At 59.8% G+C, this 22,888-nt stretch carries 25 protein-coding genes; 12 read left to right on the top strand and 13 right to left on the bottom strand.

Annotated elements, in window-relative coordinates; all coding sequences use genetic code 11:
- Positions 1 to 266 precede the first annotated feature (266 nt).
- Positions 267 to 851, top strand: coding sequence for a choline-binding transcriptional repressor BetI (gene betI / locus EK369_RS14820; RefSeq protein WP_127115054.1), 585 nt, complete (start codon positions 267 to 269; stop codon positions 849 to 851).
- Positions 852 to 853: 2 nt separating this feature from the next.
- Here betI and EK369_RS14815 read toward each other — a convergent pair whose 3' ends face one another.
- The gene (locus tag EK369_RS14815; protein WP_127115053.1) at positions 854 to 1,759 is read right to left on the bottom strand and encodes a DMT family transporter; all 906 of its coding nucleotides are present in this window, start codon (positions 1,757 to 1,759) and stop codon (positions 854 to 856) included.
- Positions 1,760 to 1,902: 143 nt separating this feature from the next.
- A complete protein-coding gene (locus EK369_RS14810) occupies positions 1,903 to 2,502 on the bottom strand; it encodes a LysE/ArgO family amino acid transporter (protein ID WP_127115052.1) in 600 nt (199 codons plus the stop codon).
- Between the two features lie 86 nt (positions 2,503 to 2,588).
- Between EK369_RS14810 and EK369_RS14805 the strand changes: the two genes are divergently transcribed.
- Positions 2,589 to 3,473, top strand: coding sequence for a LysR family transcriptional regulator ArgP (locus tag EK369_RS14805; protein ID WP_127115051.1), 885 nt, complete (start codon positions 2,589 to 2,591; stop codon positions 3,471 to 3,473).
- On the opposite strand, the gene EK369_RS14800 is transcribed toward EK369_RS14805, so the two are convergent.
- The 3 genes from EK369_RS14800 to EK369_RS14790 all read right to left on the bottom strand — a co-directional run bounded on the left by EK369_RS14800 (position 3,463) and on the right by EK369_RS14790 (position 5,929).
- Positions 3,463 to 4,668 carry an oxidoreductase gene (locus EK369_RS14800; RefSeq protein ID WP_235871435.1) on the bottom strand — a complete coding sequence of 402 codons (1,206 nt, stop codon included), beginning with the start codon at positions 4,666 to 4,668 and terminating at the stop codon, positions 3,463 to 3,465. The two genes, EK369_RS14805 and EK369_RS14800, sit on opposite strands and share 11 nt — an antisense overlap.
- A 73-nt stretch (positions 4,669 to 4,741) precedes the next feature.
- A complete protein-coding gene (locus EK369_RS14795; RefSeq protein WP_127115050.1) occupies positions 4,742 to 5,044 on the bottom strand; it encodes an ArsR/SmtB family transcription factor in 303 nt (100 codons plus the stop codon).
- A gap of 144 nt (positions 5,045 to 5,188) precedes the next feature.
- Positions 5,189 to 5,929, bottom strand: coding sequence for a YebC/PmpR family DNA-binding transcriptional regulator (locus tag EK369_RS14790; RefSeq protein ID WP_127115049.1), 741 nt, complete (start codon positions 5,927 to 5,929; stop codon positions 5,189 to 5,191).
- A gap of 169 nt (positions 5,930 to 6,098) precedes the next feature.
- Between EK369_RS14790 and EK369_RS14785 the strand changes: the two genes are divergently transcribed.
- Both EK369_RS14785 and EK369_RS14780 read left to right on the top strand, forming a co-directional pair.
- The gene (locus tag EK369_RS14785; RefSeq protein ID WP_127115048.1) at positions 6,099 to 7,049 is read left to right on the top strand and encodes a glutathione S-transferase family protein; all 951 of its coding nucleotides are present in this window, start codon (positions 6,099 to 6,101) and stop codon (positions 7,047 to 7,049) included.
- Between the two features lie 266 nt (positions 7,050 to 7,315).
- Complete coding sequence (locus EK369_RS14780; protein WP_127115047.1) at positions 7,316 to 9,088, top strand: SLC13 family permease; 1,773 nt, start codon at positions 7,316 to 7,318, stop codon at positions 9,086 to 9,088.
- Between the two features lie 119 nt (positions 9,089 to 9,207).
- On the opposite strand, the gene EK369_RS14775 is transcribed toward EK369_RS14780, so the two are convergent.
- Both EK369_RS14775 and EK369_RS14770 read right to left on the bottom strand, forming a co-directional pair.
- Positions 9,208 to 10,221: a type I glyceraldehyde-3-phosphate dehydrogenase gene (locus EK369_RS14775; RefSeq protein ID WP_127115046.1), complete on the bottom strand. Its 1,014-nt coding sequence runs from the start codon at positions 10,219 to 10,221 to the stop codon at positions 9,208 to 9,210.
- 172 nt (positions 10,222 to 10,393) lie between these two features.
- Positions 10,394 to 11,056, bottom strand: coding sequence for an SOS response-associated peptidase (locus tag EK369_RS14770; RefSeq protein WP_127115045.1), 663 nt, complete (start codon positions 11,054 to 11,056; stop codon positions 10,394 to 10,396).
- A gap of 237 nt (positions 11,057 to 11,293) precedes the next feature.
- Between EK369_RS14770 and EK369_RS14765 the strand changes: the two genes are divergently transcribed.
- Positions 11,294 to 13,045, top strand: coding sequence for a tetratricopeptide repeat-containing sulfotransferase family protein (locus EK369_RS14765; protein ID WP_127115044.1), 1,752 nt, complete (start codon positions 11,294 to 11,296; stop codon positions 13,043 to 13,045).
- Here the strand turns inward: EK369_RS14765 and EK369_RS14760 are convergent.
- Together EK369_RS14760 and EK369_RS14755 are read right to left on the bottom strand one after the other, a co-directional pair.
- Positions 13,042 to 13,347 carry a DnaJ family domain-containing protein gene (locus tag EK369_RS14760; protein WP_127115043.1) on the bottom strand — a complete coding sequence of 102 codons (306 nt, stop codon included), beginning with the start codon at positions 13,345 to 13,347 and terminating at the stop codon, positions 13,042 to 13,044. The two genes, EK369_RS14765 and EK369_RS14760, sit on opposite strands and share 4 nt — an antisense overlap.
- Before the next feature lie 63 nt (positions 13,348 to 13,410).
- Positions 13,411 to 14,985, bottom strand: a complete 1,575-nt coding sequence (locus EK369_RS14755; RefSeq protein ID WP_127115042.1) for a bifunctional metallophosphatase/5'-nucleotidase — start codon at positions 14,983 to 14,985, stop codon at positions 13,411 to 13,413.
- Positions 14,986 to 15,097: 112 nt separating this feature from the next.
- Here EK369_RS14755 and EK369_RS14750 point away from each other — a divergent pair, with 112 nt between their 5' ends.
- The 3 genes from EK369_RS14750 to arsC are packed head-to-tail and all read left to right on the top strand — an operon-like array spanning position 15,098 to position 16,829.
- Positions 15,098 to 15,439: a DUF952 domain-containing protein gene (locus EK369_RS14750; RefSeq protein ID WP_127115041.1), complete on the top strand. Its 342-nt coding sequence runs from the start codon at positions 15,098 to 15,100 to the stop codon at positions 15,437 to 15,439.
- Positions 15,436 to 16,494: a quinone-dependent dihydroorotate dehydrogenase gene (locus EK369_RS14745; RefSeq protein ID WP_127115040.1), complete on the top strand. Its 1,059-nt coding sequence runs from the start codon at positions 15,436 to 15,438 to the stop codon at positions 16,492 to 16,494. Before EK369_RS14750 ends, EK369_RS14745 begins: the two co-directional genes overlap by 4 nt.
- A complete protein-coding gene (gene arsC, locus EK369_RS14740) occupies positions 16,491 to 16,829 on the top strand; it encodes an arsenate reductase (glutaredoxin) (protein WP_206198099.1) in 339 nt (112 codons plus the stop codon). The genes EK369_RS14745 and arsC overlap by 4 nt, the downstream gene beginning before the upstream one ends.
- Before the next feature lie 141 nt (positions 16,830 to 16,970).
- Here the strand turns inward: arsC and EK369_RS14735 are convergent, their stop codons facing one another.
- Genes EK369_RS14735 through EK369_RS14725 form a run of 3 tightly spaced genes read right to left on the bottom strand, consistent with a single transcriptional unit; the run spans position 16,971 to position 19,235 of the window.
- Positions 16,971 to 18,308, bottom strand: coding sequence for an MATE family efflux transporter (locus tag EK369_RS14735; RefSeq protein ID WP_127115038.1), 1,338 nt, complete (start codon positions 18,306 to 18,308; stop codon positions 16,971 to 16,973).
- The gene (locus EK369_RS14730; RefSeq protein WP_127115037.1) at positions 18,301 to 18,813 is read right to left on the bottom strand and encodes a PaaI family thioesterase; all 513 of its coding nucleotides are present in this window, start codon (positions 18,811 to 18,813) and stop codon (positions 18,301 to 18,303) included. Before EK369_RS14730 ends, EK369_RS14735 begins: the two co-directional genes overlap by 8 nt.
- Positions 18,810 to 19,235, bottom strand: coding sequence for a PaaI family thioesterase (locus tag EK369_RS14725; protein ID WP_127115036.1), 426 nt, complete (start codon positions 19,233 to 19,235; stop codon positions 18,810 to 18,812). The genes EK369_RS14730 and EK369_RS14725 overlap by 4 nt, the downstream gene beginning before the upstream one ends.
- 116 nt (positions 19,236 to 19,351) lie before the next feature.
- Here EK369_RS14725 and EK369_RS14720 point away from each other — a divergent pair, with 116 nt between their 5' ends.
- Positions 19,352 to 19,735 carry a MerR family transcriptional regulator gene (locus EK369_RS14720; protein ID WP_127115035.1) on the top strand — a complete coding sequence of 128 codons (384 nt, stop codon included), beginning with the start codon at positions 19,352 to 19,354 and terminating at the stop codon, positions 19,733 to 19,735.
- A 66-nt stretch (positions 19,736 to 19,801) separates the two neighbouring features.
- Here the strand turns inward: EK369_RS14720 and EK369_RS14715 are convergent, their stop codons facing one another.
- Positions 19,802 to 20,098 carry an antibiotic biosynthesis monooxygenase family protein gene (locus EK369_RS14715; RefSeq protein WP_127115034.1) on the bottom strand — a complete coding sequence of 99 codons (297 nt, stop codon included), beginning with the start codon at positions 20,096 to 20,098 and terminating at the stop codon, positions 19,802 to 19,804.
- Between the two features lie 336 nt (positions 20,099 to 20,434).
- Between EK369_RS14715 and EK369_RS14710 the strand changes: the two genes are divergently transcribed.
- The 3 genes from EK369_RS14710 to EK369_RS14700 are packed head-to-tail and all read left to right on the top strand — an operon-like array spanning position 20,435 to position 22,878.
- On the top strand, positions 20,435 to 20,836 hold the full coding sequence (locus tag EK369_RS14710) for a MerR family transcriptional regulator (RefSeq protein ID WP_127115033.1): 402 nt from the start codon (positions 20,435 to 20,437) through the stop codon (positions 20,834 to 20,836).
- Between the two features lie 15 nt (positions 20,837 to 20,851).
- A complete protein-coding gene (locus tag EK369_RS14705) occupies positions 20,852 to 22,627 on the top strand; it encodes an acyl-CoA dehydrogenase C-terminal domain-containing protein (RefSeq protein WP_127115032.1) in 1,776 nt (591 codons plus the stop codon).
- 38 nt (positions 22,628 to 22,665) lie between these two features.
- On the top strand, positions 22,666 to 22,878 hold the full coding sequence (locus EK369_RS14700; RefSeq protein ID WP_127115031.1) for a hypothetical protein: 213 nt from the start codon (positions 22,666 to 22,668) through the stop codon (positions 22,876 to 22,878).
- Positions 22,879 to 22,888: the final 10 nt, after the last annotated feature.

The following is a 22,888-nucleotide window of genomic DNA, read 5'->3' as shown; positions in this document are numbered from 1 at the left end:
CTACTCCCTGCCCGAAGCCAAATGGGCGCTTGGCCCGCCTGTTTGCCGACCTGCGCCACCGGGTTGATCTACAACGTCGCTTTGGGCGACGGGGCGGGCGGGTGGGCGTTGCCCAAAGCGGCGTTTTGCAGCGCGCCTTGAAGCGGTGACAAACCTCGCTAGCACAGATTTTTCAGATCGAAAATCAATTTCCTAAATGCTCATACAATTTTTTTACCTATGACTTTCGTGTTGCAGCGCCGAAAGCCAGTTGCGACAATGCCCGCATGAGCAGACGGCGTATTCGCGACATCCGGCATGACGAGCTGATCGAGGCCACCATCACGGCGGTCCACAAACACGGCTATGCCATGGTCACCATGACCGAAATTGCCCACGAGGCAGGCTCGACCGCGGCCAGCATCAACTACTATTTCGGATCCAAGGAAAAACTGCTCGAAGCGACGATGCGTCGGCTTCTGTCGCGGCTGAAGACCGCCGTGCTCGAACGCATGCAGGGCATCTCGACGCCGCAAGACCGGCTGATGGCCCTGCTCGACGCCAACTTTGACGACCGGATTTTCACTACCGAGATGTGCTCGCTTTGGGTGCAATTCTGGGGCAATGCGCCCTATGTGCCCTCGCTCGCCCGCCTCCAGAACATCAACCGGGCGCGAGTGACGTCGAATTTCTCGGCCGAATTGCGCGAACTGGTCAGACCGTCACGCCGTGATACAGTCCGCGAAGCGCTGCAAAGCTATATGGATGGCGTCTGGGTCGAGGCGGCGCAGTCGACGGGTCCTCTCGATGCCGCCACCGCGCGCTCCGAAGCCCGTCGCGTTGCCCGTCTGCTTCTGGAAAACGAAGCCTGAGCCTAACCTTTTGTGGCGTTTACATTTGGCGTGAGCTGGCGTCGCTTCAGGACCGCTTCACGCCAGGTGATAAAGCTGATGGCACTGATGATCAAAAGCCCGCCAAGCATCACCCAGATATCCACGCTCTCTCCAAACACGGCCCAGCCCAACAGCACGGCCCAAACCAGTTGCAGAAAGGTTACCGGTTGGGTGACCGTGACCGGGGCAGCGGCAAAGGCCAAAGTCATCGTGTAATGCCCGGCAGTGGCAAAGCAGGCCACGGCAAACAGGATACACAACTCCCAGAACGTCGGCATGACCCAAACCGCTAAAGCCAAAGGCGCAAGGCCGATCGTCACCGTAATCGACAACATCCCCACCACGACAACCGGGCTGACCTCATCGGTCAACTTCTTGGCGGTCAGGTATCCCACGGAAAAGAACAGCGCCGTGAACAACATGGCCACATGCCCCGGACTAAGCTCGCGAAACCCCGGCCGCAAGATAATCACCACCCCCACCAGCGCGATCACAACCGCCAGAATGCGCCGTACGGCCAGGGTCTCTCCCAGAAACAGAGCAGCCCCGATGGTCACATAGACCGGCGTCAAATACCCCATCGCCGTAACCTCGGCCAAGGGGATCTGGCTCATGGCATAGAACCAGCAGACCACCCCCAAGGTGTGCACGAGACCGCGCAGCGAAAACAGCCCCAGCTGGCGTTTGCTCAGGCGCGCGTTCAGGATTGGTCGGATCATGGGCAGCAAAAAGACAATACCAAGGATATAGCGTAAAAAGGCCGCTTCGGCGGCGGGAATACGTCCACCCAGAAACTTGACCAGGGCATTCACCGCCACAAAACAGGCGCCGGTCACCAGCATCCAGAAAACCCCGACCAGGGGGCGGTATGTCTCACCTACAGTCATTGGGGCATTAACACCCTTTCACCTGGCCTTGTCGAGGTGGTTAACAAGTTATCGGCAACGGGGGTTCGACATCATCGGCCTCTGCGGCCACATCGCCCCAAAAACTGGTGCCCGTAGGTCGGACAAATTTGTCCGACCTACCTTCAGCCCAAAACCAGTTTCGCGGCAATCGCCCACATGGTCAGCCCCACAACCACGTCCAGAACCTGCCAGGCGCGCGCACTTGTGAACATCGGCCTGAGCAGCCTCGCACCAAAGCCCAACGAGAAAAAGAACACGAAACTTGCAACGATCGCACCAAGCCCAAAGGCCCAGGGCAGTGCATATTGCGACGAAATCCCCCCCAAGAGCACAACAGTATCCAAATACACATGCGGATTGGCCCAGGTCAGAAGCAGACAGGTTGCCACCGCCGCCTTGAGCGACCCGACCTTGCGCCCGTTTGCATCCAAAGCCTCGCCGCCCCGCATGGCGGCACGGAAGCTCATCGCACCGTAGACCAGCAGAAACGCCGCCCCGCCCCAACGCGCCAAATCCACGGCCCTGGGATAGGCCTCGACCAGGACGCCGAACCCCATGACCCCAGCGGCGATCAGCACAGCATCCGAAATGGCGCAGGTCAGAACCAACGGCAGAACATACTCGCCGCGCAATCCCTGACGCAGAACAAAGGCATTCTGCGCCCCGATCGCCATGATCAGAGAGAACCCCAGAAAAAAACCTGCACCTGCTGCCTCAAACATCCGCGCCTCCATTGGTGTTGCCCTTGCCTACGCAGCCCCGCAGCATTATTCAAATTAAATCATCTCTCATATCATTAGGGCTGCTAATGAAACTGGATTACGGTCAACTACAGGCGCTTGCCGCCATCCTGCATACGGGCAGTTTTGAGGCTGCCGCGTTTGAAATCGGCGTCACTCAATCGGCCATCTCTCAACGTTTGAAAGCTCTCGAAGACCGGGTTGGCGCCTTGTTGGTGCACCGCGGCCACCCCTGCACCGGCACCGATGCCGGACGACGCCTTGCGGCGCATTCGGCGAACATTGCCCTGCTTGAAACGAACCTTGCTGCCGATTTTGAGGCCTTTGTGCCCCCGCGGGGCGCGCCTGTGCGGATCGCTGTCAACGCCGATAGCCTCGCCACATGGTTCCTGTCCGCGCTCGCCTCGGTCGAGGGCCTTCAATACGATCTGATCGTCGACGATCAGGAATACTCTGCCGACTGGTTGCGCCGGGGCGAGGTTGTCGCCGCTGTCACCAGCCATGACCGCGCTGTCTCGGGCTGCGATTGCCACACTCTCGGCCCCTTGCGCTATGTCGCCACCGCCAGCCCGGCCTTTTTCACTAAACACTTCCCGGACGGGGTCACCGCCGAGGCTTTGGCAACCGCGCCCATGCTGCGGTTTGATCGCAAGGATTACCTTCAATCACGCTGGATGGAGGCCAATTTTGGCTGCAAACTCACCCCCCCGAGTCATCGCCTGCCCTCGTCCCAAGGCTTTGTCGAAGCCTGCCTTTTGGGGCTTGGCTGGGGCATGAATCCCGAACTCCTGGTCAAGGACCATATCGAGGCGGGTCGCCTCACCCCGCTCTTGCCCGACGCAACCTATGACACACCGCTCTACTGGCAGTCTTCGCGCCTGCTGGGCGAGGCATTGATCCCCCTGACCCGCGCAGTGCGCCGCGCGGCAGAGCGTTGCCTGCCTAGAGGTTGAACCGTTTCTTCCACCGGAGGCTTCGCATGGCATCTCTTGTGTCATAGGCCTGCAGGGCTTCGGGCAAACCAAGATCAAAGCCCTCTTCGGCATCCTGCCCCAAGGCCGTCATCCGCATTGAGTACCACGCCGTGATCCCCCCCTTGGGCGGCGTTTCAAAACCCGGAAACACCGGATCGCCCCCAGTTTGGCGCAGCCAATCATCCGCAAGGGATGGGTTCAGAACCATCGCCCGCGCCACCCCGACAGCATCCGCTGCGCCCGTTCTCACAGCCTCTGCAGCCTCGGTCCTTGTTTTGAAACCACCGGTCACCATGATCGGAATTGATGTACGCGCCTTTGCCGCGCGGGAAAACTCGACGAAATACGGCCCCGTGCCACGCCCTTCCGAGCTCGAGGCCGCCCCGGGAAAGTAGGTGCCACCGCTGATGTCGATCAGGTCAATCGAGGTCTGATCGAGAAGGTCAACAACCTCCAAGGCATCTGCCTGCGTCAGCCCTCCGACCAATTGATCCGTCGCATTGATCCGAATGCCCACAGGAAAGCTGCGGCCAACTGCGTCACGAACCGCACTGATCACCTCTGCGACGATACGAAACCGGTTTGCCACAGACCCGCCATAGGCATCTGTACGGTGGTTGAAAAGCGGCGAAAGAAACTGGCTGAACAGGAACCCATGCCCGGCATGCAGCAAGACGCCACCAAACCCGGCCTCTCGCGCTATCCCTGCTGACCGGGCAAAGGCCCCAGGCAAGGCGCGGATTTCACCCAGCGACAGGGCCTCGCTAACAAGCCCCGGCACATTCAACGGCGATGGCCCTTTGGGGCGACTGATTCCGTCATACGCCAAGGCACCAGCATGACCCAGCTGCGGCCAAAGATGCGCGCCGTCAGCTGCCCCGCGCAAGGCAAGCGTCTTTAGCGCCGCCATGTCCACCCCGGGCGCAAGCACCAGGTTGCCCGGCTTTTCGGGATAGTCGGGACTGGTCTGCACCTCGCCTATCACGCTCAGCGCAACACCGCCCATGGCCCAGCGCTCATAGAGCCGCGCCTGCTCTGCTGTCGGATTGCCTTCGCCGTCGCCAAGGCTGTCCGACATGGCCGATTTGACAAGACGATTCTTCAGTTGTCCGCCGCAGGGCAGATCCAGCGGTTGCCCCAACACTTCAGCGGCCGACATTTTCGTAACGCTCATTCATCCCTCCATCGCAATATTTCGATATACCGCAAGGCAAAGCCACAAACACGGGGCCCGCCATGCACTCCCGCTACAACATCAGGTCCCTAAAAGCGGCCAGAAAGGCCCGAATCCTGTCTTCGTCGCGCCGATAAAAGGTCCATTGCCCGTGGCGTTCTGACACGACAAACCCGGCCTGTTTCAACAAACCCATGTAATTGGACACCGTGGACTGGGACAGACCCGTCTTTTCCTGGATGTATCCCACGCACACACCTTCCAGGTCTGCATGCTCAGGGAGCGCAGGAGGAAAGTTTGAACGATCCTTGAGCCATTCAAGAATGTCGCGCCGCACAGGGTTGTTCAGGGCCGAGATTTGTTTTTCCAAGTCCATATATCGAAATATCTCGATTTTAGAAAGCATTGTCAAGTGCCAGTCGAAACACCCTGCCCGATAAGCGTTGTTGCTCCATCACACAAAAAAACCGGTGCCTGTTAGGGCACCGGTCTTAACGTCGGCAAACAGATCAAGCGCGTCTTAAAGCTGCTCCATCACCTCGTCCGAGGCTTCAAAGTTTGCCGTCACCCGCTGGATGTCGTCGTCATCTTCCAGCGCGTCGATCAGCTTCATCAGCTTTTGCATGCCTTCAAGATCCAACTCGGTTGTGGTGGTTGGTTTCCACACCAGCTTGGTCGACTCCGACTCGCCCAGAACCGCTTCCAATGCGTTGGAAACCTCGTTCAGATCGCTGTCTTCACACCAGATGATGTGCCCATCTTCCGAGCTTTCCACATCTTCCGCACCCGCCTCGATCGCGGCCTCAAAGATCGTGTCCGCGTCACCGGCACTTGCAGGATAGCTGACCTCGCCCTTGCGCTCGAACATGAAGCCGACCGAACCGGTCTCGCCCAGGTTGCCGCCGTTCTTGGAGAACGTCGAGCGCACGGTTGACGCGGTCCGGTTGCGGTTGTCGGTCATCGTTTCGACAATCACGGCCACGCCGTTCGGTCCATAACCTTCGTAGCGGATTTCTTCGTAATCGTCGCCTTCGCCAGCGGTCGATTTCTTGATGGCGCGGTCGATCACGTCCTTGGGTACCGACTGCGACTTGGCTTCTTTCACCGCCAGACGCAGGCGTGGGTTTTTTTCTGGATCGGGGTCGCCCATCTTGGCCGCAACCGTGATCTCTTTGGAAAGCTTCGAGAACAGCTTTGAGCGCGCTGCATCCTGACGCCCCTTGCGGTGTTGAATATTTGCCCATTTACTGTGGCCGGCCATGTCGTCTCCGTTCGTCCTGATCGTTGCGGATTTCGGCAGTTCTATAGGGCAGAGACCGGGGCGAGGGCAAGGGTTGCAGGCGATTTGCGCACAGCTGCACAGGTGTTCTGCGCGCCCTGGGCTGTTGCCCGCGCCGCAATGCGCTACCTTCAGGACAGAGGAGACGCTCATGGGTGTGATGGTCGAAGGGGTCTATCAGGTCGACGACCCGGCCCCGCAAACTGACGCCGCAGGCCGTTATGAACGCGCCGCCAGCACCATCCGCAATTGGATCACGCCCAAAGGCTCCTACCGGCCCGAACCGGGTCGCTACCATCTCTATGCCGCGTGGAATTGCCCCTGGGCGCACCGGGCGCTTCTGGCCCGCGCTGCTCTCGGCCTGCAGGACGCCATCACCGTCACCTATGCCCTGCCCCGCCGCACACCTCAGGGGTGGGTCTTTGACGCGTCCGGCGACTTTGCCGACACGGAACTGGGCGCGCTTTCCCTGCACGAGGTCTACGCCCGCCATAGCCCCGCCTACACAGGGCGCATCACGGTCCCCGTGCTCTGGGATCGGGAAACGCGGTCCATCGTCTCGAACGAAAGCGCTGACATCCTGCGCATGCTGGGTCAGGCCTTTGACCCCGCCCAGCGCCTCTGTCCCCCGGACAAACTCGAAGACATCGAGCGCTGGAATGCGCTGATCTACCCAACCGTCAACAACGGTGTCTACCGCGCCGGGTTCGCCCGCACGCAAGAGGCCTATGACGAGGCGGTCACAACCCTTTTTGCCACCCTCGACAAGATCGACGCCCACCTTGCCACGTCTCCGGCGCTGGTCGGAGATCACGTGACCGAGGCGGACCTGCGTCTTTTCCCGACCCTCGCGCGGTTCGATGTTGCCTATCACTACGCCTTCAAATGCAACATCCGCAAACTCTCGGACTATCCACATCTCTGGGACTATGCCCGCGCGCTTTACGCCTTGCCCGGCGTAGCCACGACCGTGCGGCCTGAGATCTACAAACAGGGCTACTTCTCGCCCTCCGAGCTGCGCAACCCGCTTGGGATCGTCCCGGCAGGCCCCATAGTTGACTGGAACGCGCCCGCCCAACGATCGCTTTCACTTGCCCCCTGAATTCGGGTGTCATTCTCCCTTAACTGAGTTTCGCGCCCGGCCACGAGGGTGGGCGCAGAAAGACAAACTACCCGGTTCATGCAGCCCCAGTTGCTGCAACACTTTGATAGGTCAGGATCATTTCGCGCCCGCCCTGGGGGGCGTGGTCGGGCGCGAAACGGATCGCAAGCGATCCGCCAAGTATTTGTTCTGTCTGCCCGACCCCAATTTAGCATCCCTGATCAATCCGCCCTTGCAGGAAATGCCAACCCCGCTAACCTGCAGTCATGACGACTGATCAGATCATCCTGTTTTCCCTCTTTGGTGGTGTTTTCGTTCTCCTGCTTTGGGGGCGTTTTCGCTATGACCTCGTGGCCTTTTCCGCCCTGATGCTCGGCGTCGTTCTCGGCGTGGTGGAGACCAAGGACGCCTTCGCAGGCTTCGGCCACCCCGCCACCATTGTTGTGGCGCTGGTTCTGGTCGTCTCGGCGGGCCTCATGCGCTCTGGCGCGGTCTTTTTGATCACCCGCACATTGGTCGACTCAGCCCGTGGCCTCGGCAGCCATATCGCCCTCATGGGCGGAATCGGCGCGGTGCTTTCGGCGTTCATGAACAATGTCGCAGCCCTTGCCCTCTTGATGCCCGTCGACATCCAGACCGCGCGCAAGGCGGGGCGCTCGCCTGCCCTTTCGCTTATGCCGCTCAGTTTCGCCACCATCCTCGGCGGTATGGCCACGCTGATCGGTACGCCGCCCAACATCATCATCGCCGCCATCCGGGGCGAGGCCGTGGGCGAACCCTACAAGATGTTCGACTTTGCCCCCGTCGGTGGCATCACCGCCATTGCCGGGCTGATCTTTGTTGCGCTCATTGGCTGGCGTCTGATCCCGGCCCGCGAGGATGCAGGCAAAAAGGTGTCCGACCTCGACAGCTACATCGCAGAGCTGACGGTCCCCGCCGAAAGCAAGCTCATCGGCCTGCGCCTTGCAGAACTGCAGGAAGAAGCCGACGAAGCCGACGTCGCCCTGATTGGCCTGATCCGCGACGGCAAACGCCGCTATGGTGGTGCCCGCAATGTCAAACTTCAATCCGCAGACGCCCTGATCATCGAGGCCACGCCGGACGCGCTCGACGAGTTTCGCACCGCCCTCAACCTCAACTTCTCCGACGAAAAGCGCGAAGAACATCTCAAGGCGGCAGGTGAAGGTCTCGACATGATCGAAGTCGTCGTGCCCGAAACCGCCCGTATCGCGGGCAAGACCGCGCAGGCGCTTGGCCTCGCATGGCGCCAGGGGTCCGTTCTCATGGGCATCTCCCGCGAGGGCCGCCGCATCACCAGCCACATCCGCCGGACCGAGGTCAAGGCGGGCGATATCCTTTTGCTGCTCGTGCCCAAAAACCGTGGTGCAGACGTCAACGACTGGCTCGGGTGCCTGCCACTGGCGGACAAGGGCTACGTGGTCACCGATAGCACTAAGGTCTGGACGGCCATCGGCCTCTTTGGTGCGGCTGTCCTTGCCGCGTCGCTCGGTCTGATCTACCTGCCCGTGGCGCTTGGCATCGTGGTTGTCGCCTATGTGCTGACCAAGATCATGCCCCTCTCGGAACTCTACGATCACATTGAATGGCCGGTTGTGGTGCTCTTGGGGTCGATGATCCCGCTTGGCGCGGCGCTTGAGGACGCGGGCGGCACCAAACTGATCGCGGATTCCCTTGTCGGCCTCACAGCAGGCATGCCCGCATGGGCGGTTCTGACCGTGCTGATGATCGTGACCATGAGCCTTTCGGACGTGCTGAACAACACCGCCACCACAATCGTCGCCGCCCCTGTCGGCATCCAGATGGCCAATGCGCTCGAGGTTTCGCCCGATCCTTTCCTGATGGCAGTGGCCGTGGCAGCCTCATCTGCCTTCCTCACCCCCATCGGGCACAAGAACAACACCCTGATCCTTGGCCCCGGCGGCTATCGCTTTGGCGATTATTGGCGCATAGGCCTGCCATTGGAGATCATCGTAGTAGCGGTCTCAGTCCCTGCGATTCTGGTCTTCTGGCCGCTCTGACACTGCGTGCGCCGCGTTAACCCGAGGCACCACGGCGGCGCTGTTGGTTCAAAACACCGACGTAATACCGACGTTGTACCGACGTGATACAGATCGCTATTTCCGGTCAAAAAGGGCCGTTAACTTTCGAGTCGCCCTCGGTCTCCCAACAGCCGCGCCATGTCCAGCATCCGGCAGGAAAATCCCCACTCATTGTCGTACCAACCAAAGACCCTGAGCAACCCGCCCACCGAAACCGACGTTTCCGGCCCGGACAGGATCAGCGACTCGGGCCGCATGCGCAGGTCCGTCGACACCAGTGGCTTTTCCGTCCAACCAATCAGATGCGCCTTGTCTGCCTCGTCTTTCAACAGCGCGCGCACCCCCTCCAAGGTGGTCTCGCGATCAGTCTGAATGGTCAGATCAATCGCGGACACACTGGCCGTCGGCACCCGGATTGCCCGCGCCAGAACCCGCCCCGCCAGGTCCGGAAGAACCTTATCTATAAGGCGCCCGGCACTTGTGGTGGTCGGCACCATCGATAGGGCCGCAGCCCTTGACCGGGCCAGATCCCCGCGCGGCTTGTCCACCGTGGGCTGACTGCCGGTATAGCAATGCACCGTGGTCATATGGCCACTGATCAACCCGTATTCGGCATCGAGAATCTTCAACAAAGGCGCCAGGGCGTTGGTGGTGCATGAGGCGTTCGAAACGATGCGGTGATCGCCCAGCTGATCCTCGTTCGCGCCCATCACCAGCGTGATATCCGCCTCATCCGAGGGGCCCGAAATCAGCACCGCGCCCGCCCCGGCGTCCAGCCCGCGTTCCGCAACAGCCCGCGCACCGGCCATGCCAGTACATTCCAACACCACATCAACATGCGCCAGATCCAGATCGCGCAGGTCAGACACCCCGTGAAACGGGATGCGATGCCCGTCGATAATCAGGGCCTGATCTGCGGTCTCGACAACCCCCTTGTAGGTGCCGAAAACACTATCGTATTCAAACAGATAGGCACAGGTCTCCACCGGCTCGATATCATTGATTCCCACGATTTCAATGTCCGGATACCCCCCGGTTTCGAGAATGCGTAGCAACGCCCGCCCGATGCGGCCAAAGCCATTCAGAAAGATGCGAGTTTTGCGTTCAGACATGTGTGCCTCCGGTGTCCTTGAGGCTGTTCTGCCTGATTGGCAGCAAAAAGCCAGCGCATTTTCGTGATGAGCCCCATCACGGGCCCTTCAGAAATCCTTTACTTCTGTGTGGCAGCGTCGGATTTCCAACACCTGGGTGCAACTCTGCGAGAGGTGACAGAGAGCCTGCATTTCAGGTTGGATCAATCGGTTCTATCAACTCCGGACCATGTGCCCGGTTGGAATTGACCGCGCGATCTACCTGATGAAACCGCAACAGATCATCCGGCGCGGCCTGCATCAGGGTTGCCGCCCCATGCCCCTTTTCCCCCAGCCACAGGCCCCAATCCTCGTGGCTAATCACAACGGGCATACGATGATGTATGGCTGACATCGTCCCATTCGCACCGGTTGTGACAATCGCGCAGGTGTCAAAAGGCGTCTCTTCGCCTTCCCAGCTTTGCCAGATCCCCGCCAACGCCAAAGGCGCGTCCGCGTGTATGTACCACGGCCAGCGGGTGCCCTCTTCGTCCTTGGTCCATTCGTAAAATCCGGTCACCGGAATCAGGCACCGCCGCTGACGGCAGGCCGCGCGAAACGCCGGCTTTTCCGCAATGGTTTCTGCGCGGGCATTTATCAAAAGCGGCCCGCCGTCAGTGGCCTTGTACCAATGCGGCAAAAACCCCCAGCGCATCGAAACCAACTGCCGTCCCACATCACCACCCCGCACCACGTGCACCTGCGTCGTCGGGCAGACATTATAGTTCGGAACATCCGGCAAATCATTCGCAGGCGCCGCTGCAAACAACTGCGCCATCGCGTCATTGGGTAAGGTGATTGCAAATCTTCCACACATCATTGCAGCCTAACATTGGCCCGGCGCAAAAGTCGAAAGGTCTTGTTGCAGATGCTCTTCGGTTTCCTCGGCCATCCGAAACTCTGAATGAGCACTTGCGCCATACCTCTACAACAGCTTTGTTTTGCACTGGAAAAAGCCACCTCATTGTGAGACACGGGCGCAAACGTGAACCTAGACCAGAATGAGCTCAATAGTTTTCTCAGCCCCATCTGAAGGCGCGCAAGGAGTTAGACAATGAACATGACACCTGAGCAGATCAGCCAAAAACTCGCAGAACAGTTGCAGGCAGGACAGTTCAACGCAGCCGCCAAGCTCGCCAAACGCGCACTAAAGAAATTCCCAAACACGGCGCATTTGGCAAATGTCGCGGGCACCGCATTGGCAAATGCCGACCAAGGTCGCGCTGCGCTTCAGTACTTTCGCATGGCAGTTCAGTTTGAACCCAATCACGAAGAGTACCAAAACAACCTGGTGCATGCCTACATCGTTGCTGGCTACCATCAAAAGGCTGCGGAGCTTGGGGAAAAGCTTCTCGCCAAGCGCCAAGAGCCTTCAAAACTCTGTCACCTTCTGGCGTTTAGCGCTGAACTGACTGGGCAAACTGAACAAATCATAGCCCACACCACGAGAGGGCTTAACACGGCCAAAGAGTTCCGGGTCCAACTTCTGATAATGCGGGGGGACGCATATGCCAAACGCGAAGAGAACAGCCTCGCCGAAGCTGATTTTCTTTCGGTTGTAGGAGAGGAACCATCACATCATGTAGCAAGGCAACGGTTGATTGGGCTGTATCTAGATACGTTTCGATCAGAAGAAGCCGAGGCACTTCTGAAAGATCCACTATCCTCTGACCCTGACAACCCTACCATCCTGATGGATCACGTCGATATTCTTCTTGCCCTCGGCAAAGTTCAAGAGGCCAAGGAAACTCTATCACGCGTGCGGGACCTACAACCCAACCTCGACACAGCCGTCATAAAGCTCGCAAGCATCGCCAATAAAGACGAACGGCCCTCATTGATCGAGGCCGCTGAGCTTTCCTTGAAGAACCATGCAAAAGGAACAAATCGGTGGTGCCTGCTTTGTCTTACGTTAGGGAACCTCTACTTTGATGAAAAGAACTTCAAAGTGGCAGGGCGATACTTCGAAAAAGCCAACAAAGGCCTTGCTCACCTCTACGTGCATCATCCAGAAGATGAAGAACAACAGTTCAATCAAATCTTGGAGCAGACACCCCCAGGCCCTGCAATCATCAGACAGGTTGGCACGGGGCGACCAAAGCCCATCTTTATACTTGGGCAACCCCGCTCCGGCACAACATTGACCGAAATGGTCCTTTCCACACACCCGAATGTCGTTAGTTGTGGTGAGCTTTCTGCAGTTCGCGATGCCTGGCGCCTAACCTGCAAAAATGGTGATCCATTCGACGCAAAGTCGTTTGAAGATGTGTTTTACTCTCGACTGCCCAAACACGCTGTGGACGCTGACGCGATCGCAGACAAGATGCCTGCCAACTATCGCCTATTAGGTATGATGCTCCATGGCATCCCGGGGGCAAAGATTATCAACCTCGAACGGGATCCCCGCGAAGTTGCGCTGTCGATGTGGCGTCAACAATTCAAAGCAGACTGGATGCGGTTCACCAATGACATGCGGCACATGGCGTTGAGCGCCAACCGTTATCGCCGCTACATCAATCACTGGACGGCTGAGTTCGGTGATCAGTTCATGACAATCAACTACAAGGACGTCGTGGGTGACATCGAACAGGCCAGCAAATCCATGGCCGCGTTTTGCGAGCTTGAATGGGTGCCCGAGATGATGGCACCGCAAAAGAACAAGGCGCAGGTGCGCACCGCGTCCGTCACCCAAGTGCGCGAAGGTGTTCACCAAAAGTCCGTCGGCGGCTGGCGCGCGATGGAAGAGCATATGCAGGGCTTTATCCGCCACCTCGACAAAGATCTTTGGCCAGAGCTCGATCTCTAACGATAGGTTTTGCGGGCGAGGTCTATTCTGGCTTCCATCATCGACATCTCTTTCAGGATGTCTTGGCGGCGCGTGCGATCTCCGGTCTCGCGCAGTTCCTCGCGCAGTCGGGCCAACTCGCGGCTGAGCGAGACGAACTCGGGCACCGCACCGTTTTCCCGGATCAACCGGTTGATCAATGCGTTTTCCGGGTCGTCCACCTTGGGCAAAGGCTTGCCCGCGCCTTCGAGGTTGTCAAAGGCCCCTTCTTCCTCCGCCTCGCGGATTTTCTGGGTGATAAGGTCGATCAACGGATGGTCCATAGGCGCTCCAAAAGAAAACCTCCGCCAGTTTCCCGGCGGAGGCACAAAAGGTCAAGAGACCCCTTATTTCTTGGTGATACGCCCGTCGGTATAGGGCGCATAGGGTGCGTTTTTGGCCATGTACTCGGCGGTCACATCAGCAAGGTCCGGACCGTAGTCATAGGCGTTTTCGGCGCTGCGGAACATCTTGTATCCGTCCCCTCCGCCGCGCACATAGTTGTTCGACACCAGCGTATAGGTGGCCGCCGGATCGATAGGCGCCCAGGCGCCGTCCTTCATCACCATGACGTCCATCACACGACCTTCGTTCGGCGCGACTGAGCTGTCCCAGGTGAATTTCAGACCCGCCACCTGTGGGAAGCGGCCTTTGACTTCTTCCACCTGGCTGACGCCATTCTCCAGTGCGTCGATCACGGTCTGTCCGGAGACCTGGAAGGTCGACAGGGTGTTCTGGAACGGCAGCACGGTCAGCACTTCACCCATGGTCACGTCGCCTGCGTCAATCGACGCGCGCAATCCGCCCGAGTTGGCAATTGCGATGGTCACGCCCTGGTCGGCCACGCGGTCCAGCATGGCGTCCGCCACAAGGTTGCCCATGGCGCACTCTTGCACGCGGCAGACCGCACGATCGCCTTCGATCGCCGCATCGGCCGAGGCCACGACCTGCTGGCGGATTTCCTCAAGCGGCCCGGCCAGTTCGGTGATGCGCGCCTTGGTATCGGCATCCTCGGCCACGGCGGCGTCCATGATGATCGGCTCGCCCTTGGCTTCGGTGATTTCACCGGCGTCGTTGAAAGTCACGTTCAACTCACCCAGAAACTTGCCATAGGCATAGGCCTGAACGATGGCGGTGTTGCCGACCATGGTTGGATACGGGCCCTTGGCCCGATCCGAAGTGTTTGAAAGATAAGTGTTACTATGCCCGCCTACGATCACGTCAACGCCGGTGGTGTTGGCGGCGACGTGCTGGTCAACACCATAGCCTGAGTGGCTGAGCACGATGATCTTGTTCACGCCCATCTCCGTCAGCTTGTCGACCTCGCCCTGTACGGCGGCAACCGGGTCTGAGAAGGTGACGTTGGGACCGGGGCTGGCAAGCTCATCGGTGTCTTCCGGGGTCAGGCCAATAAGGCCGATCTTTTCACCGCCACGTTCGATCACGGTGGATTTCATCAAGGTGTCGGCCAGCAGCTCTTCTTTGCTGACGTCTGCGTTGGACATCAGTACCGGAAAGGTTACCGCATCCATGAAACCGCGCAGCACTTCGGGGCCGTCGTCGAACTCGTGGTTGCCGACGGTCATGCCGTCATAGCCCAGTTTGTTCATCATCTCGGCTGCGGCTTTGCCCTTGTAATAGGTGTAAAACAGCGTGCCCTGGAACTGATCGCCGCCATCCACCAGGATCGAATTGTTCGACCGGGCGCGCGCTTCGGCCACTGCAGTGACAAGCCGCGCTGAGCCGCCAAAGCACTTGCCTTCGGCGTTGCTGTCGGCGGAACAGCCGGAATCATACTTGCTGATCGGCTCAAAGCGGGCGTGAAAATCGTTTGTATGTAAGATAGTTAGCGAATAGTCGGCCATCGCGGCCCCGGCGCTGAGCGCGAGCGTGGCGACACCGGTCATGAAACGGTGAATCATTGGAACTCCCCTGATTTTGATCTTGTTATGAGGGTATGGTGACTCCGATTTGACCGCCGAGTCAAAACTTCTGTTGCTTGACGTCGGGGGCGCGGCGTTGCACATGAAGAACATGCTGATTTTCAAGATTTTCCGGGCCGATGAATGGGCCGAGTTGCGCGCCAAGGGCGAGACCGCTGGCGCGCCGATTGATGTGGCGGACGGCTACGTGCATTTTTCGACCGCGGAACAGGTGGCTGAGACGGCGGCCAAGCATTTCGCAGGCGCGGACAACCTGTTCCTTCTGGGGCTTGAGGCGGACGATCTGGGCGACAAACTGGTCTGGGAACCGTCCCGGGGCGGGGCGCTTTTCCCCCATCTTTACAGGGCATTACGTCTACAGGACGTGGCCTGGGCGCAGCCTTTACCGCTGGTGGACGGCAAACATGATTTTCCGGCGGGGTTGGGCATATGAAACTGCTGGAAACTTTGGGCATGAAGGCGCTGCGGGGCATGGACCCCGAGGCGGCACATGGCTGGGCGATCAAGGCGTTGCAGATGGGCGTGGCCCCTGCCCCCGGACGCCTCACGTCCCCTCGGTTGAAGACAACCTTTGCCGGAATGGAGCTGGCCAACCCGGTTGGCCTCGCGGCGGGATTTGATAAGAATGCCAATGCCTTAGACGGTCTATCCAAGGCTGGCTTCGGGTTCTTTGAGGTCGGCGCAGCCACACCGAGGCCGCAGCCGGGCAACCCAAAGCCACGGCTGTTTCGACTGACCGAAGATCACGCGGCGATCAACCGGTTTGGGTTCAACAATGAAGGCATGGAGGCGATTGCCGCGCGGCTGGCGAAACGGCCCAAGGATGCGGTGATCGGGCTGAACCTCGGGGCCAACAAGGACAGCGAAGACCGCGCGGGAGATTTCGCTAAGGTATTGAAATGCTGTGGAAAATACCTGGATTTTGCGACGGTGAACGTGTCGTCCCCGAACACCGAAAAGCTGCGGGACCTGCAGGGTAAGGCGGCGCTGTCGGCGCTGTTGGCGGGGGTGATGCAGACACGGGATGGGTTGGAGCGCAGGGTGCCGGTTTTCCTGAAAATCGCCCCGGATTTGAGCGACGCGGAACTGGAAGAAATCGCCGAAGTGGCGCTGGAATCAGGGCTGGATGCGGTCATCACGACCAACACCACTCTGGACCGCAAGGCGTTGTCTTCAAAGCATAAAAATGAAATGGGCGGGTTGTCCGGCGCGCCGCTTTTCACCAAATCCACGCGGGTTTTGGCAAAGATGTCAAAGCTGGTGGATGGCAAGATTCCACTGGTCGGAGTCGGTGGGATCGGCACGGCGGATGATGCCTATGACAAGATCTGCGCAGGCGCGTCGGTGGTGCAGCTTTATACGGCGCTGGTGTTTGGCGGCTTGTCGCTGACGGAAGAGATCATCCGGGGGCTGGATGCCCTGTTGGAGCGGGATGGATTTGCCAATGTCGCAGACGCGGTTGGCAGCAAACGGGAGAACTGGCTGTGATCACCATATGGCACAATCCGCGCTGCTCAAAGTCGCGCCAAACCCTTGCGATTGTTGAAGAAAAGGGCGACGTGGCAATACGCAAATACCTCGACGATGCGCCCTCGGAAGCCGAAATTCGCGACGCTTTGGAGATGCTGGGCCTGCGTGCCATCGACATGATGCGCGCGCAGGAAGCCGAGTTTCGCGAGATGGGGTTGTCGCGCACCGATGACGACGACCGGCTGATCGCGGCGATGGCAAAGTGCCCGAAACTGATTGAACGGCCGATTGTCTTTACAAATGGTAAAGCCGCGATTGGCCGTCCGCCGGAATCCGTGCTGGATATCCTGTAAAACGACCAAAATAACCAAGTTGTACATCTTTTTTGGGGGTGACTCTCCAAGTTGTACAAAAGTTTTGTACAACATTGTTCTGCTTCTGTTCGGTTTTCTGTCCCGTGTTGACCGGCTGTTAACCCCACCGTCGCGGTCGTGTTAATCAGCCGTATCCGCAGCGCGCTCGAGCGCCGGGTAGCGCACCATCAGGGTGACCCCACGCGCCACGAATGAGATCAGCAGCGCCAGCCAGAGACCGTGGTTGCCAAAGGGGGGAATCAGGACCAGCACCGCGACCACGTAAATCACCAGGGACACCGCCATCATGTTGCGCATATCGCGGGTGCGGGTGGCGCCGATAAAGATGCCGTCGAGCATCCAGCTGGCGACCCCCACCAAGGGGGCCGCGATCATGTAGGGCAGATAGGCGCGGGCCTCGGACTGGACCTCGGTCGCAGTGGTAAGCAGGTCGATGATGGGGCCGCCTCCAATCGCAAAGATCAGCGCGAGGAGCACCACCATGATGCCACCCCAGAAGCTGCTGAGCCAGGCCGAGCGGCGCAGGTTGGCACGGGCGCGCGCGCCCAGCGCCTGCCCGACCAGCGCCTCAGCGGCAAAGGCAAAGCCGTCCAGCGCATAGGCGGTGATGTGCAGGAACTGCATCAGCACCTGATTGGCGGCCAGGGTGACGTCGCCAAAGCGCGCGCCGAGGAACAGGAAGGACATGAAGATCGCCTGCAGCATGAAGCTGCGCAGCATGATATCGCCGTTGACCGACATGACTTCGCGCAGGCGGGCGCGGTCAAAGATACGGGTCCAGTCGCGCCATGCGGGCTGTTGGAACGCATCGCGGCAGAGCCAGAGGCCCAGCGCAAGCCCGGTCCATTCGGCAAGGAAGGTGGCAAAGGCAACCCCTTCGACCCCCCAGCCCAGGCCCAGCACGAACCACAGGTCGAGCACGATGTTGAGCCCGTTCATCCAGACCTGCAGCAACAGCACCGCACGGGTGCGTTCCAGGGCGATGAGCCAGCCGGTGATGCCGTAGAGGCCGATCATGGCGGGGGCCGAAAAGACGCGGATCTGCATGTACCCTTGGGCGAGGCTTTCGACCTCGGCGCTGGCGGGGGACAGCTGAAAGGCCAAGAGGAACAGCGGGTATTGCAGCGCGATGATCACCGCAGCCCCGGCAAAGCCCAGCATCAGGGCGCGGGTCAGCATGGCCGATACCTCGCCATGGCGCCCTGCCCCGTGGGCCTGTGACGTGAGCCCGGTGGTGCCCATGCGCAGAAAGCCGAACATCCAGTAGAGGCCGGTGAGGATGATCGCGCCGATGCCCACCGCGCCGATGGGGGCGGCCTCGCCCAGCTGGCCAACCACGCCGGTGTCGACCGCGCCGAGAATAGGCACGGTGGCGTTGGAGATCACGATGGGGATGGCAACCTTGAGCACCCGGGCATGGGTTGCGGGTTTGACCTCGGGGATGGGGGTGTCAGCCATCAGCCGGGGCCGGCATCAGGAAATGGCCCGTGGCCTGGGCAAAGAGCTTGCCGCGCTGGTCCTGCCAGGCCTCGACATGCACGCTGGCATAGCGGCGGCCCGAGCGGGTGACACGCGCCCGCGCATAGGCGTCGCGCGGCAGGCCCGAGCGCAGGTAGTCGATGTTGAAGTCGATGGTCTTGGGCAGGCGCGGCAGGTGGCCGACGGCCAGTTCTTCGGTGTCGACGTTGCCGGATTCGATGTCTTCCCACAGCACCGACCAGGCAAGGCCGATGACGGCGGTGGTTTCGAGAAACCCGGCAATGGCGCCACCATGCAGGGCGGGCAGCATGGGATTGCCGATCAGCTTGTCGTCAAAGGGCATGATCGCGGTCAGCTCGTCGCCGCGGCGGTCAAACTCGATCCCGAGGAACTGCACGTAGGGCACGCCATGCACCAGGGAATGCAGGGCGCCGTCGCGGCGTTGCTTGATGACCTGCACGGGTTCGATGCGTTTGCGGCTCATTTGATGCCTCCGACGGTAAAGGCGCCGGCGGCGGTGGCGACGGGGCGTTCACTGTCGTCATCCAGCGCCGTGGCGCGCACGAAGGCAACCGAGCGGGTGATGTGATAGCATTCGGCGCGGGTGCGGATGGTCTGGCCCGGAGTGGCAGCGCGCATGTAGTCGATGCGCAGGTCGATGGTGGCGGTTGTCGCGGGCGAGGCCGGGTGGCTCATCGCCGCGGCACCGCAGCAGGTGTCCATCAGCGCCGAGACCGCCCCGCCATGCAGCACGCCGGTTTCCGGATCGCCGACGATGCGCAGGTCATAGGGCAGCTCCATCACGGCAAAGCCATCACCGATTTCGGTCAGCTTCATGTTCAGCGCCTTGCAATGCGGAATCGCGCTGATGAATTGTTCTGCCATTTTAACTTTGCCGGGGGTCATGGTCTGCTCCGTCGTCCTGTCCGGTCTTTATGATCCGCATTTTGCCGCAACCGCAAGGGGGCGGTTGCACCACGCTGCAAGGCGGCATAGATTTGTGCCCATAGGGAGAATGCCAAATGTCCGAGACGCGTCTGACCTTTAAGGAAATGTGTGCCAAGTTCGACGTGACGCCGAGAACGTTGCGTTACTATGAGTATATCGAGCTGCTGCAGCCGGACCGTGAAGGACGTTCGCGGTACTTTGGCCCGCGCGAGGTGGCACGTATGACGCTGATCATGCGGGGGCGCACCTTTGGGATCAAGCTGGAAGACATCCGCCAGTGGCTGTTGATCTACGAACACGAGGGCACGGCGGCGCAGATGCAGGCCTTTGTCGACATGGCGGACCGTCAGTATGCCGAGCTGGAAGAGCAAAAGCGCCAGCTGGAAGACGCCATGCACGAGCTGAAGACGCTGCGCGATGAAACGGCGGCATCGTTGGAGAAATCCGGGGCGGCCTAATCCTGCTGTCGCAACACAGGCGTGACCCGCCTGCGAGACCGAGCAACTGCTGCGGCCCACGTGGTGTCAAATTTCGACCAGCTCATAGTGTCTGATGGCGCGGAACTCGACCAGATCGGCCTCGGCGGGATCTATGTGGGGACTGTCGTAATCCTCTCCGACAAAATCCTTCAAGGCGTCAAGATCCTCCCAGACCATGACAAAACTGAACTCGCGCGGTGTCTCGTCGCGTGGGGCGCCGGGCAGCACGGATACGAGACCTTGGGTCCTTTTCATCATCGGGATAGCGGTTTCGTAGAAGAACTTCTTGAACTCTTCTTCTTTGCCACGGTGCGTGACAACCTGGAAAATGCGCATAATCATGAGGAGGTCTCCGTTGTTGATCCAACTGACCCGATCAGCGCCTCAATGTTCACAGTATAGCATAGTTTCCTAACCCCGGCCCCTGTTGGCCGAGGTCGTCGGGACAGGGCTGATTCCAGCGCGTTGGGACTTGGCAGGCGGAGCAACCCGCTCATCCCCCTCAGTCACGGCGGCAAAAAACCGCCCAAATGCTGGCGAACCCTCCTTTACCTTGGCAAACACTACGTCAACTTTAAAGTGACGTAGCGTTTTACTTACGTCAACGTAAACCCATATTGTAACCCATGGGGCAAGTTCCAAATTGTCCAGAAGCCGACACCGATGAGGTTGATGATGATGACCGAAGAAACCATGACCATCCGCGAGATGTGCGACGCGTTCGACGTGACGCCGCGCACCTTGCGATTTTACGAAGCCAAGGAGCTGTTGTTTCCGATCCGCGAGGGTCAGAAGCGCCTGTTCACCAAGCGCGACCGCGCGCGGCTGAAGCTGATCCTGCGCGGCAAGCGCTTTGGGTTCAGCCTCGAGGAAATCCGCCAGTTGCTTGATCTATACGACATGGGCGACCAGCAGGCGACGCAGTTGCAGCGCACCTATGAGGTGGCGCAGGCACGGCTGCAGGACATGGAAGAACAGCGCGATGAGCTGAATGAAGCTATCGACGATCTGAAAGAGCAGCTGAAATGGGGTGAGCGTATCATCACCTCGTTCGGTACCGAGAAAAAAGCCGCAGAGTAACTAGGGAAACCACTGATGCCGACCTATACCGCCCCCGTAAAAGACCTCCAGTTTGTCCTGCACGACGTGTTGAACGTCTCGACGCTGGACATCCCCGGCTATGACGAGATGGAAGCCGATTTCACCAATGCCGTTCTGGAAGAAGCCGGCAAGCTGACCGGCGACGTGCTGGCCCCGCTGAACGCTGTTGGCGATCAGGAAGGCTGTCGACTGGAAAACGGTCTGGTCTACACGCCCACCGGCTTCAAGGAAGCCTTTGAGCAGGTGAAAGAGGGCGGCTGGACCGGGCTCGACATGCCCGAGCAATATGGCGGGCAGAACATGCCTTATGTGCTGGGCACCGCCGTGGGCGAGATGTTTTCGGCGTCAAACCAGGCGTTCACCATGTACCAGGGTCTGACCCATGGTGCGGCGGCGGCGATCCTGGCGCATGGTACGGATGCGCAGAAGGACAAATGGCTGCCCAACATGGTGTCCTGCGAGTGGACCGGCACCATGAACCTGACCGAACCGCATTGCGGCACCGATCTGGGTCTGATGCGCACCAAGGCGGAACCGCAGGACAACGGCACCTACAAGATTTCCGGCCAGAAGATCTTCATCTCGGCGGGCGATCATGATCTGGCCGACAACATCGTGCATCTGGTGCTGGCCAAGGTCCCCGGCGGCCCCGAGGGCATCAAGGGCGTGAGCCTGTTCATCGTGCCCAAGTTCCTGGTCGATGACGAAGGCAACATTGGCGCGCGCAACGGCGTGTCGGTGGGCAACATCGAGAAAAAGATGGGCATCCACGGCAACGCCACTTGCGTGCTGAACTATGACGAGGCCGAAGGCTATCTGCTGGGTGAGCTGAACAAGGGCATGCGCGCCATGTTCACCATGATGAACGAAGCCCGTCTGGGTGTCGGCATGCAAGGGCTGTCGGCGGCCGAAGTCGCCTATCAGAACGCGGTGGACTATGCCAAGGACCGCCTGCAGGGCCGCGCCGTGACCGGTGCCGAAAACCCCGATGGCCCCGCCGATCCGCTGATCGTGCACCCTGACATCCGCCGGTCGCTGATGGACCAGAAGTCGTTTGTCGAAGGCGCGCGCGCCTTCATCCTCTGGGGTGCCAAGATGATCGACGAAGCCCATCGCAACAGCGACAAGGACGCCGACGGTCTGGTGTCGCTGCTGACCCCGGTCATCAAGGGTTTCCTAACCGATGAAGGCTATGACATGACCGTCAAGGCGCAACAGATCTACGGCGGCCACGGCTATATCGAAGAGCACGGCATGAGCCAGTTCACCCGCGACGCCCGGATCGCCATGATCTACGAAGGCGCCAACGGCGTTCAGGCGCTGGACCTGGTGGGCCGCAAGCTGGCCCAGGATGGCGGCAAGCACGTGATGGCGTTCTTTGAGCTGGTCAAAACCTTCTGCAAGGACAATGGCGACGACGAGGCTCTGAAGGATTTCATCGAACCGCTGAAGGCTGCGTCAAAGGATCTGCAGGCCGCGGGCATGTATTTTATGCAGAACGGCATGAAGAATCCCAATCACGCGCTCTCGGGCTCGAACGATTTCATGCACCTCTTTGGGCATGTCTGCCTTGGCCTGATGTGGGCGCAGATGGCAAAAGCCGCGACGTCACAACTGGCGGCGGGCGCTGCTGACGCTGCGTTCTACGAGACCAAGCTGGCGACGGGCCGCTACTACATGGCACGACGCCTGCCGGCCACTTCCATGCACCTGGCGCGCATCCAATCGGGTGCCGACACGGTCATGGCGCTGGACGCAGAAGCGTTCTGAGACAGGGCGCAAGCCATTGAAAACAAAAGAGAGGACAGATGCCTAAACGATTTCGGCTGACCCGCCGCACATCCATCGCAATGACCGAGGACGGCTATCGCCGCCTGCGGAGCTTTGCGGCAGAGGCGGGTTTGGACGAAGGCGAGGCGCTGTCCTTTCTGTTCGAGAATTTCGATGCCGTCACCGATGACGAAATGCTGGCCCTGAAGTTGAGACAATTCAATTCCGAGCTGGAAGCGCGCAAGCGTTGAAGACCGGAAC

Source organism: Shimia sediminis, assembly GCF_003990645.1.
In the GTDB taxonomy this organism is placed as follows: domain Bacteria; phylum Pseudomonadota; class Alphaproteobacteria; order Rhodobacterales; family Rhodobacteraceae; genus Shimia; species Shimia sediminis.
This window is presented reverse-complemented; position numbering and strand designations above follow the sequence as displayed.